At 65.9% G+C, this 15,063-nt stretch carries 18 protein-coding genes; 13 read left to right on the forward strand and 5 right to left on the reverse strand.

All coding sequences use genetic code 11. The annotated features are described in order from the left end of the window. The 5 genes from D2V17_RS00440 to D2V17_RS00460 form a co-directional block, all read left to right on the forward strand. Positions 1-316, forward strand: a 316-nt coding sequence (locus tag D2V17_RS00440; RefSeq protein WP_147367143.1) for an energy transducer TonB, incomplete at its 5' end; no start/stop codon positions are given. Positions 317-361: 45 nt separating this feature from the next. Beyond that, positions 362-1,150, forward strand: coding sequence for a MotA/TolQ/ExbB proton channel family protein (locus D2V17_RS00445; protein ID WP_119591183.1), 789 nt, complete (start codon positions 362-364; stop codon positions 1,148-1,150). Between the two features lie 88 nt (positions 1,151-1,238). Further along, positions 1,239-1,775, forward strand: coding sequence for an ExbD/TolR family protein (locus D2V17_RS00450; RefSeq protein ID WP_191229002.1), 537 nt, complete (start codon positions 1,239-1,241; stop codon positions 1,773-1,775). 32 nt (positions 1,776-1,807) lie between these two features. Continuing rightward, the gene (locus D2V17_RS00455) at positions 1,808-2,245 is read left to right on the forward strand and encodes an ExbD/TolR family protein (protein WP_119591184.1); all 438 of its coding nucleotides are present in this window, start codon (positions 1,808-1,810) and stop codon (positions 2,243-2,245) included. Between the two features lie 134 nt (positions 2,246-2,379). Next, positions 2,380-2,805, forward strand: coding sequence for an ExbD/TolR family protein (locus D2V17_RS00460; RefSeq protein WP_119591185.1), 426 nt, complete (start codon positions 2,380-2,382; stop codon positions 2,803-2,805). Positions 2,806-2,823: 18 nt separating this feature from the next. Here the strand turns inward: D2V17_RS00460 and D2V17_RS00465 are convergent, their stop codons facing one another. Further along, complete coding sequence (locus D2V17_RS00465; RefSeq protein ID WP_119591186.1) at positions 2,824-5,280, reverse strand: ligase-associated DNA damage response DEXH box helicase; 2,457 nt, start codon at positions 5,278-5,280, stop codon at positions 2,824-2,826. Positions 5,281-5,450: 170 nt separating this feature from the next. On the opposite strand from D2V17_RS00465, the gene D2V17_RS21875 reads away from it, so the two are divergent. After that, positions 5,451-5,585 (forward strand): hypothetical protein, encoded by a 135-nt coding sequence (locus D2V17_RS21875; RefSeq protein WP_281270525.1) that lies wholly within the window; start codon positions 5,451-5,453, stop codon positions 5,583-5,585. 6 nt (positions 5,586-5,591) lie between these two features. Here D2V17_RS21875 and D2V17_RS00470 read toward each other — a convergent pair whose 3' ends face one another. Genes D2V17_RS00470 through D2V17_RS00485 form a run of 4 tightly spaced genes read right to left on the reverse strand, consistent with a single transcriptional unit; the run spans position 5,592 to position 8,957 of the window. Continuing rightward, the gene (locus D2V17_RS00470; protein WP_119591187.1) at positions 5,592-6,404 is read right to left on the reverse strand and encodes a hypothetical protein; all 813 of its coding nucleotides are present in this window, start codon (positions 6,402-6,404) and stop codon (positions 5,592-5,594) included. A gap of 11 nt (positions 6,405-6,415) precedes the next feature. Then, entirely contained in the window at positions 6,416-7,822 is a 1,407-nt protein-coding gene (pgmG, locus tag D2V17_RS00475; RefSeq protein WP_119591188.1) for a phosphoglucomutase/phosphomannomutase PgmG, read from the reverse strand. A 12-nt stretch (positions 7,823-7,834) separates the two neighbouring features. Continuing rightward, positions 7,835-8,125 (reverse strand): J domain-containing protein, encoded by a 291-nt coding sequence (locus tag D2V17_RS00480; RefSeq protein ID WP_119591189.1) that lies wholly within the window; start codon positions 8,123-8,125, stop codon positions 7,835-7,837. 4 nt (positions 8,126-8,129) lie between these two features. After that, on the reverse strand, positions 8,130-8,957 hold the full coding sequence (locus D2V17_RS00485) for a division plane positioning ATPase MipZ (protein WP_245978387.1): 828 nt from the start codon (positions 8,955-8,957) through the stop codon (positions 8,130-8,132). Positions 8,958-9,022: 65 nt separating this feature from the next. On the opposite strand from D2V17_RS00485, the gene panC reads away from it, so the two are divergent. The 7 genes from panC to D2V17_RS00520 all read left to right on the forward strand — a co-directional run. Beyond that, on the forward strand, positions 9,023-9,892 hold the full coding sequence (gene panC / locus D2V17_RS00490) for a pantoate--beta-alanine ligase (RefSeq protein WP_119591191.1): 870 nt from the start codon (positions 9,023-9,025) through the stop codon (positions 9,890-9,892). Positions 9,893-9,894: 2 nt separating this feature from the next. Next, complete coding sequence (locus tag D2V17_RS00495) at positions 9,895-10,272, forward strand: nuclear transport factor 2 family protein (RefSeq protein WP_119591192.1); 378 nt, start codon at positions 9,895-9,897, stop codon at positions 10,270-10,272. A gap of 78 nt (positions 10,273-10,350) precedes the next feature. Continuing rightward, positions 10,351-11,094 carry a polysaccharide deacetylase family protein gene (locus D2V17_RS00500; RefSeq protein WP_119591193.1) on the forward strand — a complete coding sequence of 248 codons (744 nt, stop codon included), beginning with the start codon at positions 10,351-10,353 and terminating at the stop codon, positions 11,092-11,094. 138 nt (positions 11,095-11,232) lie between these two features. Then, positions 11,233-12,249 (forward strand): hypothetical protein, encoded by a 1,017-nt coding sequence (locus tag D2V17_RS00505; protein ID WP_245978385.1) that lies wholly within the window; start codon positions 11,233-11,235, stop codon positions 12,247-12,249. After that, a complete protein-coding gene (locus D2V17_RS00510) occupies positions 12,233-12,751 on the forward strand; it encodes a DUF2141 domain-containing protein (protein ID WP_119591194.1) in 519 nt (172 codons plus the stop codon). The genes D2V17_RS00505 and D2V17_RS00510 overlap by 17 nt, the downstream gene beginning before the upstream one ends. A gap of 3 nt (positions 12,752-12,754) precedes the next feature. Further along, positions 12,755-13,930 (forward strand): glycosyltransferase, encoded by a 1,176-nt coding sequence (locus tag D2V17_RS00515; protein ID WP_119591195.1) that lies wholly within the window; start codon positions 12,755-12,757, stop codon positions 13,928-13,930. A gap of 11 nt (positions 13,931-13,941) precedes the next feature. After that, positions 13,942-15,063, forward strand: a 1,122-nt coding sequence (locus tag D2V17_RS00520) for an LptF/LptG family permease (protein ID WP_119591196.1), incomplete at its 3' end; no start/stop codon positions are given.

A 15,063-nucleotide genomic window follows, 5' to 3' on the forward strand; every position in this document is an offset into this window, starting at 1 on the left:
AGCGCCTCCGGCGCCGTCGCAGGCCCGCGCTGCCCAGCGTGACGGTTTCAACCGCTGGGCTGCTCGCATTCAGGAAGCCTATCCTTCGCGCGCCATCCGTCGCGAAATCGAAGGCAACGTGGGTGTTTCGGTGACGATCAATGCCGAGGGGCGCGTGTCGTCCTGCCGCGTGACGTCGTCGAGCGGCGAAGATGTGCTCGACCAGGCAGCATGTGAGGGCATGGAGCGTTATGCGCGCTACGAACCCGCCCTCGATGCGGCCGGCAACCCCATCTCCGGTAGCGATACGCTGACGATCGTCTACCGCCTGAGCTAACTCACCAGATACAAACCTAATCTCTTACGAAGAGGACTGATCCGCATGCTTATTAACATTCTTGCCGCCGCCGGTGATGCCGCAGCGCCCGCCACCGAATTCGGCTTCGTGCAGGCCCTCGAAGAAGGCGGCCCCGTCGCCTGGGCGATCCTGACCATCATGATCATCATGTCGGTTGGCTCCTTCTACATCCTGATCACCAAGTTCATGGAGCAGAAGAAGATCCTCAACCAGTACAAGGCGGTCCGTCAGGGCTTCTGGCGTGCCAACACCCTGAGCGAGGGTGCCGGCAAGCTCGAGAAGAACAGCGCATGGCGTCAGCTGGTCGACGACAGCCTCAAGGCCCAGGCCGAGCACGACAAGATGCCCAATAGCCTCGAAGCCCACGACTGGCTGCACGGTTCGCTGGGCCGTTCGGAAGACTCGATCACCTCGAAGCTGAACGGCGGCCTGTCGTTCCTCGCCACCGTCGGCGCGACCGCTCCGTTCGTTGGTCTGCTCGGTACGGTTATCGGTATCTACCGCGCGCTGATCAACATCGGCATGAGCGGCTCGGCCTCGATCGACAAGGTCGCCGGTCCCGTCGGTGAAGCGCTGATCATGACCGCGATCGGTCTGCTCGTCGCCGTGCCGGCCGTGTTCGCCTACAACTGGCTGCAGGCCCGCAACAAGAAGATCGGCGAACTGATGAGCGCCTTCTCGACCGACCTGCAGGCCTACATCACCTCGAACGGTGCCGTGAAGCCGGCCGTGACCGTGGCTGCCGCCAAGCCGGCTGCTGCCGCTGCCAAGCCCGCCACCACCACCGGTGGCGTGCCGCCGAAGAAGGCCTGATAGCCAAAAGCGGAAAGTCGGCGGCGGGCCTTGCGTGAACCGCACCAGCCCGCCGCCTCCGTCCCAATTCTGAGATAGGACAAGTCATATGGCTATTTCGACAGGCGGTGGCGTCGATAAACCGATGGCAGACATCAACACCACGCCTCTGGTGGACGTGATGCTGGTGCTGCTCATCATCTTCCTGATCGCCGTTCCCGTGGCCATCCAGACGGTCGAGAAGCTTGAGGTTCCGATTTTCGTGTCGCGCGAATCGGAGAACAAGGTGGAGAACCTGCTGATCACGGTCACCACCACCGATGCTGCGGGCCGTACCCCCAGCACGCTGCGCACTTCCTATGCCGGTGCCGATCGTAACGGCGATTGCCGCGTGTTCTTCAACAACACCACGCTGGTCGATTCGAGCGAGCTGTACGACAAGGCGTTCTCGCGTCTTGACAGCATCGTGCAGAAGGCTGGCGGCGTCGAGGCGATCATGGCCAACCCGGAAATGATCCCGCAGGTGCACATCCGCGGCGACAAGAACGCTCCGTGGCGCTGCGTGGCCGGCACCATCTTCAACGTCCAGGCGGCCGGTTATCCGACCGTGGGCTTCATCTCCAACCCGGTCGACCCCAACGGTTGATCGGCACGGCCAGGAATCAGGAGTAACAACCTATGGCAATGTCAGGTGGCAAGGATGATGGCGCCCCGATGATGGACATGAACATGACGCCGTTGATCGACGTCCTGCTCGTGCTCCTCATCATGTTCATCATCACCATCCCCGTGGCAACGCACGCGGTGAATATCGACCTTCCGGTTGCAAGCGACACACCGCCGCCGCCGAACCAGATCGATCCGATCAAGAACAAGATCGTGCTGACCCCGAACGGCGAAATCCTCTGGAACGCCACGCCGATCAACCAGGGCGAACTGGTTCGCAATCTGGAAGAGACGCTGCGCTTCTCGGTCGAGCCCGAACTGCAGTTCGAGCCGGAAGCCAACGCCAGCTACGATCTGTCGGCCAAGGTGCTGAACATCATCAAGGCCAGCGGCGTGACCAAGTTCGGCTTCGTCGGCAACGAGAAGTATCGCCAGTTCAGCAAGGGCTGAGCGCCCTCGTTGCACAAGCGAAAATGACATCGAAAAGGGGCTGCGTCGGCGGCCCCTTTTTTGTTGTCCGCGGCCTGCATTGACACGGCGAGGAACTCGTGATGTAATGTTCTAACATAGCTTGGGAGAGCGTCATGGCCTTTGCAATTGCCCGTGCCGACCGTCCGCTGGACGAACTCAACACCACCCCGCTTATCGATGTTCTGTTGGTGCTGCTGGTGATGTTCGTCATCACGATCCCGGTCGCCTCGCACAGCCTGACGGTCGACCTTCCGCGTGCCTGTGCCGACTGTCCCGCCATCGACGACGTGAAGAACAAGGTCACGATAGAGCCCAACGGTGCGATCCGCTGGAACGAACAGGCCGTGAGCGAAGCGACCTTGCGCGACCTTCTGCGCCAGACCCGAGCGATGCCGGTCGAACCGCAGTTGCAGTACGAACCCGATGGCAATGCGTCCTATGCCCAGTCCGCGCGGGTGCTGAACCTGATCCGGCAGGCGGGCGTGACCAAGCTCGGCTTTGTCGGCAACGAGCGCTATCGCAGCTTCGCCGCACAATAGCCTGCGGGCCGCCCCGGACTATCCGAGCGGCTCCACCCGCATCGCCGCGCCCTCCAGGCTTTCGGCCTCAAGCAGCAGCTCGTCGTCCTGCGCGCCCTGTGGCACGGCCTCACGCCCGATCATCACCATCACCGGCACCGCCAGCGGACTGACCCGTTCGAGCACCACATGCTCCAGCCGCGCAGCCGCCGTATCGAGCACTTCGGCGAGGCGCGCCACGTCGGTCATCTTCGCGCGCGCATCGGCCCAGGCCGCCTCGATCAGCACGTGGTCGGGCTCGTGCTTGCGCAGCACGTCGTAGATGAGGTCGGTCGAGAAGGTGACCTGCCGCCCGCTCTTGCGCTTGCCCGGCTGCTGGCGCTCGACCAGACCGCCGATGACCGCCACCTCGCGGAAGGCGCGGCGCAACAGGTGCGACTGGGTGACCCAGTCGCTGAACTCCTCGGCGAGGATGTCGGGCGAGAGCAGCGGTGCCGGATCATCGACCCGCTTCAGGCCCCAGACCGCCAGCGAGTAGTCGTTCGCCACGAAGCCGCCCGGCATCAGCCCGCGCGCCTCCATCCGCGCGGTGATCAGCATCCCCAGCGACTGGTTCGCGTTCCACCCGGCGAACGTGTAGTAGACCGCATAGTGCTGCCCCTCGTGCGGGAAGGTCTCGACCAGCAGGTTGTCAGGCCCCGGCAGCTGGCTGCGCCAGTCCTGCACCTCGAGCCATTCGCGCACATCGTCGGGGAAGCGCCCCCAACCGGCGCGGTCGGTCAGCAGTTCGCGCACGCGGCCCGCCAGATGGGTGGTGAGCGGCAGGCGCAGGCCGCCATAGCTCGGGATCATGGCTCCCTTGCTGCTGGCGCGCACCACCAGCTCCATGTCGCGCAGGCTCTCGACCTCGACCGTGACCCCGGCAAAGCGGAAGGTGTCGCCCACCCGCAGCGAGGCGGCAAAGCGCTCCTCCACCTTGCCGAGCGAGCGCCCGTTGCGGAAGCGCACATCGAGCATCTCCGAATCGACGATGATCCCCGCGTTGAGCCGGTGCCGTTGCGCCTGATCGGGATGGGTGAGCCGCCAGGTCCCGTCCCGCTCGCGCACGATCCGGCGGAAGCGGTCATAGGCCTTGAGCGCATAGCCGCCGGTGGCCACGAACTCGAGCACCCGGCGGAAGGCCTCGGCATCGATCCCCGCATAGGGCAGCGAGGAGCGCACCTCGGCCAGCAGCGCCGCCTCGTCGAACGGCCCTGCGCAGGCGCAGGCCATCACGTGCTGCGCCAGTACGTCGAGCGCGCCGGGCCTGAAGTCCTCGCCGTCGCGCTGGCCTTCGCGCACCGCATCGAGTGCCGCCATGGCTTCGAGGAACTCGAACCGGTTGCCCGGCACCAGCAGCGCGCGGCTCGGCTGGTCGAGCCGGTGGTTCGCCCGCCCGATCCGCTGCAACAGCCGCGACGAGCCCTTGGGCGCGCCCATCTGCACCACCAGATCGACATCGCCCCAGTCGACCCCCAGATCGAGGCTGGCAGTGCAGACCAGCGCGCGCAGTTCGCCGCGCGCCATCGCCCCCTCGACCTTGCGCCGCGCCTCCTTCGACAGCGAACCGTGGTGGATGCCGATCGGCAGGTTGTCCTCGTTGGCGTCCCACAGGTGCTGGAACAGGTACTCGGCGAGGAAGCGGGTGTTGGTGAAGACCAGCGTGGTGCGGTTTGCGGCAATCCGCTTGTAGAGCTGCGGGATCGCCCAGGTCGCGGCATGACCGCCCCACGGCACCCGCTCGCCATCGGGGAGCAGGATCTCCAGCTCGGGCGCAGCGCCCTCCTCGCCCTCGACCATGGCCACGCTATCGAGGTCGCCCCCCAGATCGCTTTGGGGCGCGAGCCAGCCGCGATAGCCCCCCGGGTCGGCCACCGTGGCCGAGAGGCCCACCCGCTGCATCTCGGGCGCAATCGCCTGCAAGCGCGAGAGCGCCAGCGCCAGCAGGTCCCCGCGCTTCTGGGTGGCAAAGGCGTGGATCTCGTCGATCACCACCCGCTTGAGGTCTGCGAACAGCGTGAGGCTGTCGGGGTAGCTGAGCAGCAGGCTCAGGCTCTCGGGCGTGGTCAGCAGCACATGCGGCGGGCGGGCGCGCTGGCGCTTCTTGCGGTCGGACGGGGTATCGCCGCTGCGGGTCTCGATGCGCAGGTCGAGCCCCATCTCTTCAACCGGGGTGATGAGGTTGCGCTGCACGTCATGCGCCAGCGCCTTCAAGGGCGAGACGTAGAGCGTGTGCAGCCCCTCGGGCGGCTTTGCGCCATCGAGCCGCGAGGGACAGAAGGCGGCGAGCGTGGGCAGGAACCCGGCGAGCGTCTTGCCCGCGCCGGTGTCGGCCACCAGCATCGCGTGCTTGCCGCTGTCGGCAGCTGCGAGCATCTCGGCCTGATGGCGACGCACCCGCCAGCCCCGGCCCGCGAACCAGTCTGCGATCTCAGGCGGGATGGCCGCGGGCGTCATGCGGGGCTCCCCGAGCGGGCAAGGTGTGACAGCTGTGACACTGTCCTGAGCGGAAAAACCTGCGGGCCAAAACTCGCCCTGCACCGTACACGGCGAAGAGCAAAGGGGAGTGCGGAACGCGCGTTCATACGCGCATCACAGCACAGGGTATCGGCTGTAGGAAAGCGCGAATGCCCCGACCCGCCACCGGCGATACGCTGGCCCTGACTGGCAATCGGATCAGGGCTTTGAGGCGCAAGGGCGGCGAAGGTCATGCCGCCAAGATGGAGCCTGCGCCGATCCGGCGAAAGGGCTGCCCGCCCTAATCCTCCTCAATGATCGTGCACTTCCTCGGCATCGACGCTGCTCATGTTCGCCTCGAGCTCTTCGCGGCTCATGCCCAGCACACCGAGCAGCTTGTCCTGCTCGGCAGGTTCGAGCTCTTCCCAGCTGCGCGGCGTGGCCAGATCGGCGGTGGCAGCTGTCAGTACGGCCTCCATATCGGCCATCCCGCCAAGGATTTGCGGCATGGCCTGCATCATCGCGCCAAGATAGCGCGGATCGGAGGCCATGGTGAAGCTCTTGCGAGCATAGATCGCGCCGCTCTCGGTCGAGAAGAACGCGTCGATGTCGGTCAGTTGCTCTGTGTCGAAAGACACCGCATAGACCTCCGCCAAGGCGGCCTTGAGCGTCGGCTCCAGCGCCGTCATCATGGCGCTCATCGCGCGAGGGACGGCGTCGATCTCACGCTCCCGCCGAAGCTCCCATTCGGGATCGAGAATGGCCACGGCACGGGCTGCTGTCTCAGAGTTAACGCTCGCCAACTGCTCGCTGGTAACGCCCAGCAGATCGGCCAGCGGCGGCATTTGCTCCCCCTCGCCCATGGACATCATCGGCCGGAGGAACCCCTCGAACATGCCGCCCATCATCTCACCCATCGTACCGTTGGGCACGATCTTGTCGATCAACGCGGTGGCGGCAGGCAGACGCGCTTCCTCCGCCTGGGTAAGCGGCGGGGGCTGGAAAATTGCCCCGATCAGTTCCATCGTCTCCGCATCAACATCAGCGCTGTCAGCTTGCGCGAACGCTGGTGCGGGCATGGCGGCGGCGGCAAGCGCCGCCACAAGCAGGGAAAAGCGCTTCATAGTCCCAGCCCTCAGTGCCCGGCCTGCGGGCCGCGTTCGAGGCCCGAGGCCGCGAGTTGCTCGTCGATCTGCGCCATCAGGCGGTCGAGGCCCTCGGGCGTATCGCTTTCGGCGCGGGCGACCAGCACGTCCTGCGTGTTCGAGGCGCGCAGCAGCCACCAGCCGTCAGCGGTGTTCACGCGCACGCCGTCGGTGGCATTGACCTCAACGCCCGTGGCAGCCGCAAGCCGTTCCTTCACTTCGTCGATGGCGGCGAACTTGCGGCTTTCATCGACCTGGAAGCGCATTTCCGGCGTGTTGAGCATATCGGGCATGGCGCCGCGCAGCTCGGTGACCGACTTGCCCAGCCGCGCCGAGGCGGCGATCAGGCGGATGCCCGCATAGAGCGCATCGTCGAACCCGTAATAGGTATCGGCGAAGAACACGTGGCCGCTCATCTCACCGGCCAGCGGCGAGCCCGTTTCCTTCATTTTGGACTTGATCAGCGAGTGCCCGGTCTTCCACATCAGCGGCTTGCCGCCGTTGGCCGAAACGCTGTCGAACAGCGCGCGGCTGGCCTTCACATCGGCGATAATCGTAGCCCCGGCGCGCTCTTTCAGCAGATCCTCGGCATAGATCATCAACAGCTGGTCGCCCCAGATCACCCGGCCCTCGCCGTCGATCGCGCCGATGCGGTCGCCGTCGCCGTCGAAAGCAATTCCGAAATCGAGGTTCTTCTCCGCGACAAGCTGGCGCAGATCCTCAAGATTGGCCTCGACAGTGGGGTCAGGATGATGGTTCGGAAAATTCCCGTCGACATCGGTATAAAGCAGGTGGTGTTCACCCGGCAGACGCGCGGCGAGCTTTTCGAGCGCGGGGCCGGCGGCACCGTTGCCCGCGTCCCAGCCGACACGGAGCGAGGAAAGCGCACCCTCCTCGATCCCGTCGAGCGCGGTCAGCATCCGGGCGATGTAGTCGTCGAGAACATCAAGCGTTTCGACCTCGCCGACGCCCACGTCCCAGTCGCCCGCTTCAGCCATCTCGCCCAGCTTCAGGATGTCCGCCCCGAAAAACGGGCGACCCTGAAATACCATCTTGAAGCCATTGTAATTGGCGGGGTTATGGCTGCCGGTTATCTGAATGCCGCCATCCACGTCTTCGGCTGAGGCTTCGGCATAGTAGAGCATCGGCGTCGGCCCCATGCCGACCTTGCGCACGTTCACGCCGGTGCTGGTGAGACCTTCGACCAGCGCATGCTCAAGCATCGGCGAGCTGACGCGGCCATCGTAGCCGACCGCCACCATCGAGCCGCCCGCGCGCCGGATCAGCGTGCCAAAACCCTTGCCGATCGCCCGCGCATCGTCCGCACCGAGGGTCTCTCCGATGATGCCGCGAATGTCGTATTCTCGAAGAACGGTGGAATCGAACGTGTACGTCATCAAGGGTTTCCTTCAGCTTGGGTCGCTATCGCCTGGCAGTTCTTCGAACAGCAGGTCACGCGCGTCATTGGCCTCGTGCACCTGCCCGCTCGTGCCGCCACGATCCGGATGGACCATGGCGACGAGCCGCTTATGCGCGACAATTATGTCCGATTTACTTGCATTTGCACCCACGCCAAGCAATTTTCTTGCATTGAACACGGCTTGCGCGCGGGTCGAAATGCGTTTCTGCCACGGCCAGCGCCCGGTGATCCAGCGATAGGCGATAATGCCTATGGCCGCGAGGAGCAGCAGGCGCGACATGCGATCAGGCGGCTTCGGTCACGGGCGGGGCGATGGTGTTGTCGCCCTCGGCATGGGGAATCGGCAGGTTGAGGTTGGCCAGCAGGCTGCGCAGTTCCTGCCGCGCGACCAGATGGCTGGTGCCGAGATCGCCCAGATGCCCCTTGTCGAGCAAAGTCAGCCCCGAGGGGAACAGCTCGCGATAGACCACGCGTTCGGACAGGCCCTGCACCGCGCGAAAACCCACGCGCTTGGAAAGCTCGGTCAGCGCCTGCTCGATGCGGCGCTGGTTGCGCGCGTCGGTAAAGCCGGTGCGGTTGCGCACCAGCACCCAGTCCATCTCGCGCCGCTGCTGCTCGATGGTGGCGCGGCTGCGCTTGATGCGCGCTTCCCAGATCGCCTCGGCGTAGAAGCTCAGGCGGCTGACCTTGAAGTTTTCCGCATCGACCTGGCCGATCAGGTCGAAGTCGACGAAGCTGTCGTTCATCGGCGTGACCAGCGTATCGGCTTGGGTGGCGGCGTGGCGGGCGAAAGGATCGTCGCGCCCGGGCGTGTCGAAGATCAGGAAGTCCATCCCCTCGCCGATGGCCTGCGCTTCGGCCTCCAGCTCCTCGACCGTGCTGCCGTGGCAGGTGTCGAACTTCGGCCCCGGCAGCGCGACACCGCGGCGCGCCTGCGTGGCGGCGCGGTTCTCGCAATAGCGGTAGAAGGTGCGCTGGCGCACATCGAGATCGAGCGCGGCAACCCTGGCTCCGCGATAGGCCAGCGCCACGGCCACGTGCACGGCAGTGGTCGATTTGCCGGTGCCGCCCTTTTCGTTGGCGAAGACGATACGGTGGGGTGCGCTCACGATGGCCTTTCTCAAATCGCTGCGGGCGGCTAGGCCCAGCCTCTTACTTGTATCTGAGGCCATGGATCATGCAAACCGTCAGCACACTGGTTGAGCTTCGTTTGGCTGTGGATGACCTGCGCAAAAGTGGCACGATTGCCCTCGTTCCCACCATGGGCGCGCTGCACGAGGGCCACCTCACACTGATGCGCGAGGCCCGCCGCCACGCCGACCATGTGGTCGCCTCGATCTTCGTCAACCCGACCCAGTTCGGCCCCAACGAGGATCTCGATGCCTACCCGCGTCGTCTGGCCGAGGATGCCGCGCTGCTGGAGGCCGAGGGCGTGGCGCTGCTCTGGGCCCCGACGGTGGAGGCGATGTATCCGACCGGCTTTGCCACCAGCATTTCGGTCTCCGGCGTGAGCGAAGGGCTGTGCGGGGCCAGCCGCCCCGGCCATTTCGACGGCGTGGCGACGGTGGTGTGCAAGCTGTTCAATCAGGTCCGCCCCGACCACGCGCTGTTCGGCGAGAAGGACTGGCAGCAGCTCGCCGTGATCCGCACCATGGCGCGCGATCTCGATCTGGTGCTGCCGCAGGTGAGCAACATCCACGGCGTGCCCACCGTGCGCGAGGCTGACGGGCTCGCGATGAGCAGCCGCAACGCCTATCTCTCGCCCGAACAGCGCGCCGCTGCCGTCACCCTGCCCCGCGCGATGCGCGCCGCCATCGAGGACATCGAAGCCGGCGACAACGTGGCCGGCGCGCTGATGCGGCTGCGCGCGGCGCTGGCCGAGGCGGGCTTTGGCCCTGTCGACTATGTAACACTGGCCGACGCAACCAGCCTTGCGCCGCTGGCCGAGACCCCGCAAGGTCCGGCCCGGCTGCTGGTCGCCGCACGGATCGGCGGCACACGCCTCATAGACAACATGCCGGTGGGGCCAGCCAAAGGAGAGGAATAGCCATGACCGAGGCCGATTTCCTGCGCTACATCGGCGCGTTCAACGCCAACGACTTCGAGGGCTTCGGCCAGTTCTATGCCGAAGACGTGGTGTTCGAGCTGGGTTCGATGAAGCGCATCGTCGGGCGCGAGGCAATTCTCGATTTCTACCGGGAGGTGGCCGCGCATATCGACGAGGAGGTCGTGCCGCTCGGCGTGCTGGTGGGGCCGAACAATTTGGCGATGTATTGCCGCACCACCTTCAAAACCCGTGTCGACTGGCCCGACTTCGAGATCTGGCCCACCAAGGCGGGCGACACCCGCGTGGTCGAGACCATCGCCTGGTACGAACACGATGGCGCGCGCTTCACCCATATTCGCGGCGGACGGTTCAAACCGTGACGAATTGCAAATGGCTACCTATATGGTCGCGACCATGCGCTCGATGCACCAACCCCTGCGGCTGACGGGAGCCCCCCGGTGAAGCCTGAGCGCAAGCTTTTGCTGGCCTCGATTCACGATGTCGGTCCGGGTTCGGAGCGGCAGGTGGACCAGCTCGCCACGCTGATCGAAAAGCAGCTCGGCAGCGCGCGCTTCGCCATGCTGGTCGTGCCCGAACACCACGGCGCTCATCGCCTCACCCCCGGCAGCGCCTTTGCCACCCGGCTGCGCGACTGGGCCGACAGCGGCGTCGAGATGTTCGTCCACGGCTGGTATCATCGCGACCAGTCGCAGCACGAGGGGCTGGCGAGCTTCAAGGCCAAACATATGACCGCGGGCGAAGGCGAGTTCCTCGGCTTGAGCCGGGACGAGGCCGCGCGCCGGATGCGCGACGGGCGCGCGCTGATCGAGGATATTACCGGCCGCGCGGCGGCGGGTTTCATCGCCCCGGCCTGGCTCTATGGCGAGGGCGCCCATGCCGCGCTGGCCGACTGCGGCTTTGCCATGGCCGAAGACCATATGCGCGTGTGGCAACCGGGCAGCAACCGGCAGCTGGCGCGCGGCCCGGTCATCACCTGGGCCAGCCGCTCGACCATGCGCACCGCCTCCTCGCTGGCCTTTGCCGCGCTGGCGCGCGTGGCGCTGCACCCGCTCGACGTGGTGCGCCTGGCCGTGCATCCCGGCGACACCACCAAAAGTTCGATCCTCGCCAGCATCGAGGCGACGCTGGCCTCCTTCGCAGGCCGCCGCCGCGCGGGCCGCTATGCCGAACTGCTCGGCTGACCCGATCATGACCCATCGCACAGGCCAGTCACACACGGTTCATCCGCGCACCCGCAATGGCCCCGCCACTGCTGGGCCTGTCGCTTGCGAAAAAGCGCAAGTTGAGCTACAGGCCCGCGCCATACGGAGGGCTGCTGCGTGACCGATCTGCACAGCCCGTCCAAGGATCGGCCCGAACGGCAGCGGCCCGAGAGTGACCAACCGAACGAAGGCCAAGCAATGCCACAGCCGATCCTAGCTCCGGTGGGCGGAGATGTTATTGCCCTGCAACCGCAGGATCAGAAAAAGCCGTTCAGCTGGACCAAGGCGATCAGCCTTGTGCTGTCGCTGCTGGTCATCGCCGCCTCGCTCTATTCGCTGCGCGAGATCGATCCGCGCGCGATCATCGCCATGCTGCCGGTATCGCCGGCGTTCTGGCTGCTGTTCGCGCTCGGCTTCATGGCCGGGCCGCTGTCCGAATACTTCATTTTCCGCCGCCTGTGGGGCGTGGGAATCTCGGCGCTCGGCGCGCTGACGCGCAAGCTGATCTACAACGAACTGCTGCTGGGTTACCTCGGCGAGGCCTGGTTCTACGCCTGGGCGCGCAAGAACAGCCAGATCACCACCGCCCCGTTCGGCGCGGTGAAGGACGTGGCCGTGCTCTCGGCCATGTCGGGCAACCTGATGACGCTGGTGCTGATGGCCATGGCCGCACCGTTCATCGGCATGCTCGACCTCGGCACCCATTCCGACACCGTCGCCTGGTCGCTCGCCTTCGTGGTCGGCACCTCGCTGATTGTCATGCTGTGGCGCAAGTCGCTGTTCTCGCTCACCCGCAGCGAGCTGAACATGGTGTTCTGGGTGCACATGGCGCGCATCGTGGCGACAACCTCGATCTCGGGCCTGCTGTGGGCCTTCGTGCTGCCCGATACGCCGATCGGCTACTGGCTGCTGCTGGCGGCGATCCGCCTGCTGATCAGCCGCCTGCCGTTCGTGCCCAACAAGGATATCGTGTTCGCCGGTGTCGCCGCGCTGACGGTGGGGCCGGAGCTGCAGATCGACGAACTTCTGGCGATGATGGCTGGACTCATCCTTGCAACCAACCTCATCGTCGGTTCAGGACTCGCACTCTACGACTTGCTGAAAGGAGTGACACGCAATGACGCTATTGACTAGCCTCGCCATCCTGCCGTTGCTCGCGCAGGGAGCGCTGCAAACCGGCCCCGATCTGGGCAAGGCCGAGGGACGCTGCCGTGCGAACGAGCAAGGCCCTGCCTTCATCGTTTCGGTGGTCGGGCTGAAGGACCGGACGGGCAATCTGAAGCTCGAAGTCTATCCCGCCAACGAGGAAGACTATCTGCAGGACGACAACATCCTGCTCAATGCCGGCAAGACCTTCCGAAGGGTGGAAGTGCCCGTGCCTGCCGGCGCCACGCCCGAATTGTGCATTCGCGTGCCCGGACCGGGGCGCTACTCGGTGGTGCTGCTGCACGATCGCGACATGAACCACCGCTTCAACTGGCAGCGCGACGGGGTCGGCTTTGCCAGCAACCCGAGCCTCGGCATGAGCCAGCCGAAATGGCACCAGACCGTGGCCACGGCGGGCAGCGGGCGCACGCGCATCTCGATCACGATGAACTACCTGCGCGGTCTGCGCGGCATGCAGCCGCTGAACTAGGCCATGCATATCGTCGACGTTTGCGGCTTCTACACTCCGCATGGGGGCGGCATTCGCACCTATGTGGACCAGAAGCTGCAAATGGCCGAACGGCTCGGCCACAATGTGACCGTGCTGGCCCCCGGCGCCGAAGCGGGCACCCGCGAAATTTCCGCGCAGGCGCGGATCGTCACGCTCGAACAGCCGCCCTTCCCGCTCGACAAGAAGTACTATTCCTTCGTCGACAAGGACGTGGTCCACGCCGCTCTGGACGAGCTGAAGCCCGATTTCATCGAGGCCAGTTCGCCGTGGAAGAGCGCCGATTTCGTCGGCGAATATGCGCCGCCCGTTCCGCGCTCGCTGGTGATGCATTCGGACCCGCTGGCGGCCCATGCCTACCGCTGGTTCGAAGGGATCGCGCAGCCCGCCTCGGTCGACAAGGCGTTCGACTGGTTCTGGCAGCGCCTGCGCCGCCATGGCCACCGGTTCGACCTCGTGGTCTCCGCCAATTCGAGCCTCACGGATCGGCTCGCCAAGGGCGGCGTCGTCAACGGCCCCGGTCTGGCGAAGGGCGTGACGGTGCCGATGGGGATCGAGCCGGGGCGGTTCTCGCCCGAACACCGCTCCGAGGCTCTGCGCGCGACCCTGCTGGCCACCTGCGATCTGGGTGAGGATGCGACGCTGCTCGTCTGCGCCGGGCGATTGGCGACCGAGAAGCGCATTCCGATGCTGGTCGAGGCGGCCACCATCGCCGGGCACAGCCGCCCGATCGGGCTGGTGATCTTCGGCGAGGGGCGCAGCCACAAGAAAGTAATGAAGGCGATTGACGGCAACCCGCATATCCGCCTTCTGCGTCCGGTGACCGACCGCGCCCACTTCGCCACCATCCTCGCCAGCGCCGATGCGCTGCTGCACGGCTGCGAGGCCGAGACCTTCGGCATGGCCGCGGCCGAGGCCTATGCCAGCGGTATTCCGGTGGTCGCCCCCGAAGGCGGCGGGGCGAGCGACTTCGTGCGCTATTACCCGCAATATGGCTTCCGCCCGACCGACACCGCCGATGCGGTGCGCGCGATCCTCGCCCTGCCCGAAGGCAGCCGCCCCGAACTGCCTGCGCCCGTGCCGCGCAGCATGGAAGTGCACTTCCGCGAACTGTTTGCGCTGTACGAGCAGCAGTCGCGCCGCGCATCCGTGGCGGCCTGAGCGGCGCTATCGTGCGGATCGGCCGGCTTGACCGTTACCTGCTCGGGCTGAGCCTCGGCACGCTTGGCGCGGTGATCGGCGTGCTGATGTCGCTGATGGTGCTGGAGAACATCCCCCGGCTGGTCGAGGTCACCCGGCTCTCGGGCGAGCGCGGCTATATCCTCGGCCAGACGATCCTCGGCCTGCTGCCCGAATATGCCGGGATCGGCATGGTGGTGGGGCTCTATTTCGCGGTGGCCATGGCCATCCGCAAGCTCTCCACCCGCGGCGAACTGGCGGTGATCGAGGCCACCGGCACCGCGCCCGCGCGCTGGATGCGCATGCCGCTGCTGCTGAGCGCATTGGGCGCGCTGTTCGTCTTCGCCAATCAGGGCTGGCTGCTGCCGGCGGGCGAAAAGCGGTTCGACGAGATCTACCAGAAGATGGAGCGCGGCGAATTCGGCTACCGGCTTGCGAGCGGCGAATTCACCGATCTGGGCTCGGGCTTCTCGCTCTATTTCGATAGCGTGGACAAGCACAAGGGGATGCTGGCGGGCCTGATCTTCGTCGATGGCGAGAACGTCTACAACGCGGCCAGCGGCACGCTGTCGCTGTCGCGCGAGGGCGAAGGCAAGATCACGCTCATCAACGGCCAGACCATCGTCGGGGCGGATAACGGGGTGCTGAAGTTCAGCGCCATGACCTTTTATCTCACCGCCGATGGCGTCACCACCACGCCCCCTGCCGAGCCGCAGAACTACAAGAAAATACCGATCGACCAGCTGATCTTCGCCGACGACCCCGGCGCGCGCGCGGTGGCCTATGGACGGCTGCTGTGGGTGGCGCTGGCGCTGGCGAGCCCGGCGCTGGCCTATGCCCTGGCGCGGCCGCCGATGCGCTCGTCGAGCCCGATTGGCCTGATCGCGGGGCTGGCGCTGCTGGTGTCGTTCCTCAAGTCGATCACACTGGTGGAAACGGCCAGCGGCACGGACCCGGCGGCACTGGCGCTGCTGGTGCTGGCCGGCTGGCTGCTGGTGGTGGCGCTGCTCTTGTGGTGGCAGCACCGCGCGGGAGCAGGCGCGCTCGATCAGGCGGTGATGAAGATCGGCAAGCAGGCCGCCAGGCTGGCCCGGCGGTTCGCTCCGAAAGACGCG

The sequence above is a fragment of the Aurantiacibacter xanthus genome (assembly GCF_003584015.1).
In the GTDB taxonomy this organism is placed as follows: domain Bacteria; phylum Pseudomonadota; class Alphaproteobacteria; order Sphingomonadales; family Sphingomonadaceae; genus Alteraurantiacibacter; species Alteraurantiacibacter xanthus.

Coding starts and splice junctions, on each gene's coding strand:
- D2V17_RS00495 (WP_119591192.1), top strand. CDS start 9,895: ATGACCGAGGCCGATTTCCTGCGCTACATCGGCGCGTTCAACGCCAAC.
- D2V17_RS00510 (WP_119591194.1), top strand. CDS start 12,233: ATGACGCTATTGACTAGCCTCGCCATCCTGCCGTTGCTCGCGCAGGGA.
- pgmG (WP_119591188.1), bottom strand. CDS start 7,822: ATGACGTACACGTTCGATTCCACCGTTCTTCGAGAATACGACATTCGC.
- D2V17_RS00465 (WP_119591186.1), bottom strand. CDS start 5,280: ATGACGCCCGCGGCCATCCCGCCTGAGATCGCAGACTGGTTCGCGGGC.
- D2V17_RS00445 (WP_119591183.1), top strand. CDS start 362: ATGCTTATTAACATTCTTGCCGCCGCCGGTGATGCCGCAGCGCCCGCC.
- D2V17_RS00470 (WP_119591187.1), bottom strand. CDS start 6,404: ATGAAGCGCTTTTCCCTGCTTGTGGCGGCGCTTGCCGCCGCCGCCATG.
- panC (WP_119591191.1), top strand. CDS start 9,023: ATGCAAACCGTCAGCACACTGGTTGAGCTTCGTTTGGCTGTGGATGAC.
- D2V17_RS00455 (WP_119591184.1), top strand. CDS start 1,808: ATGGCAATGTCAGGTGGCAAGGATGATGGCGCCCCGATGATGGACATG.
- D2V17_RS00450 (WP_191229002.1), top strand. CDS start 1,239: ATGGCTATTTCGACAGGCGGTGGCGTCGATAAACCGATGGCAGACATC.
- D2V17_RS00460 (WP_119591185.1), top strand. CDS start 2,380: ATGGCCTTTGCAATTGCCCGTGCCGACCGTCCGCTGGACGAACTCAAC.
- D2V17_RS00515 (WP_119591195.1), top strand. CDS start 12,755: ATGCATATCGTCGACGTTTGCGGCTTCTACACTCCGCATGGGGGCGGC.
- D2V17_RS21875 (WP_281270525.1), top strand. CDS start 5,451: ATGCCCCGACCCGCCACCGGCGATACGCTGGCCCTGACTGGCAATCGG.
- D2V17_RS00480 (WP_119591189.1), bottom strand. CDS start 8,125: ATGTCGCGCCTGCTGCTCCTCGCGGCCATAGGCATTATCGCCTATCGC.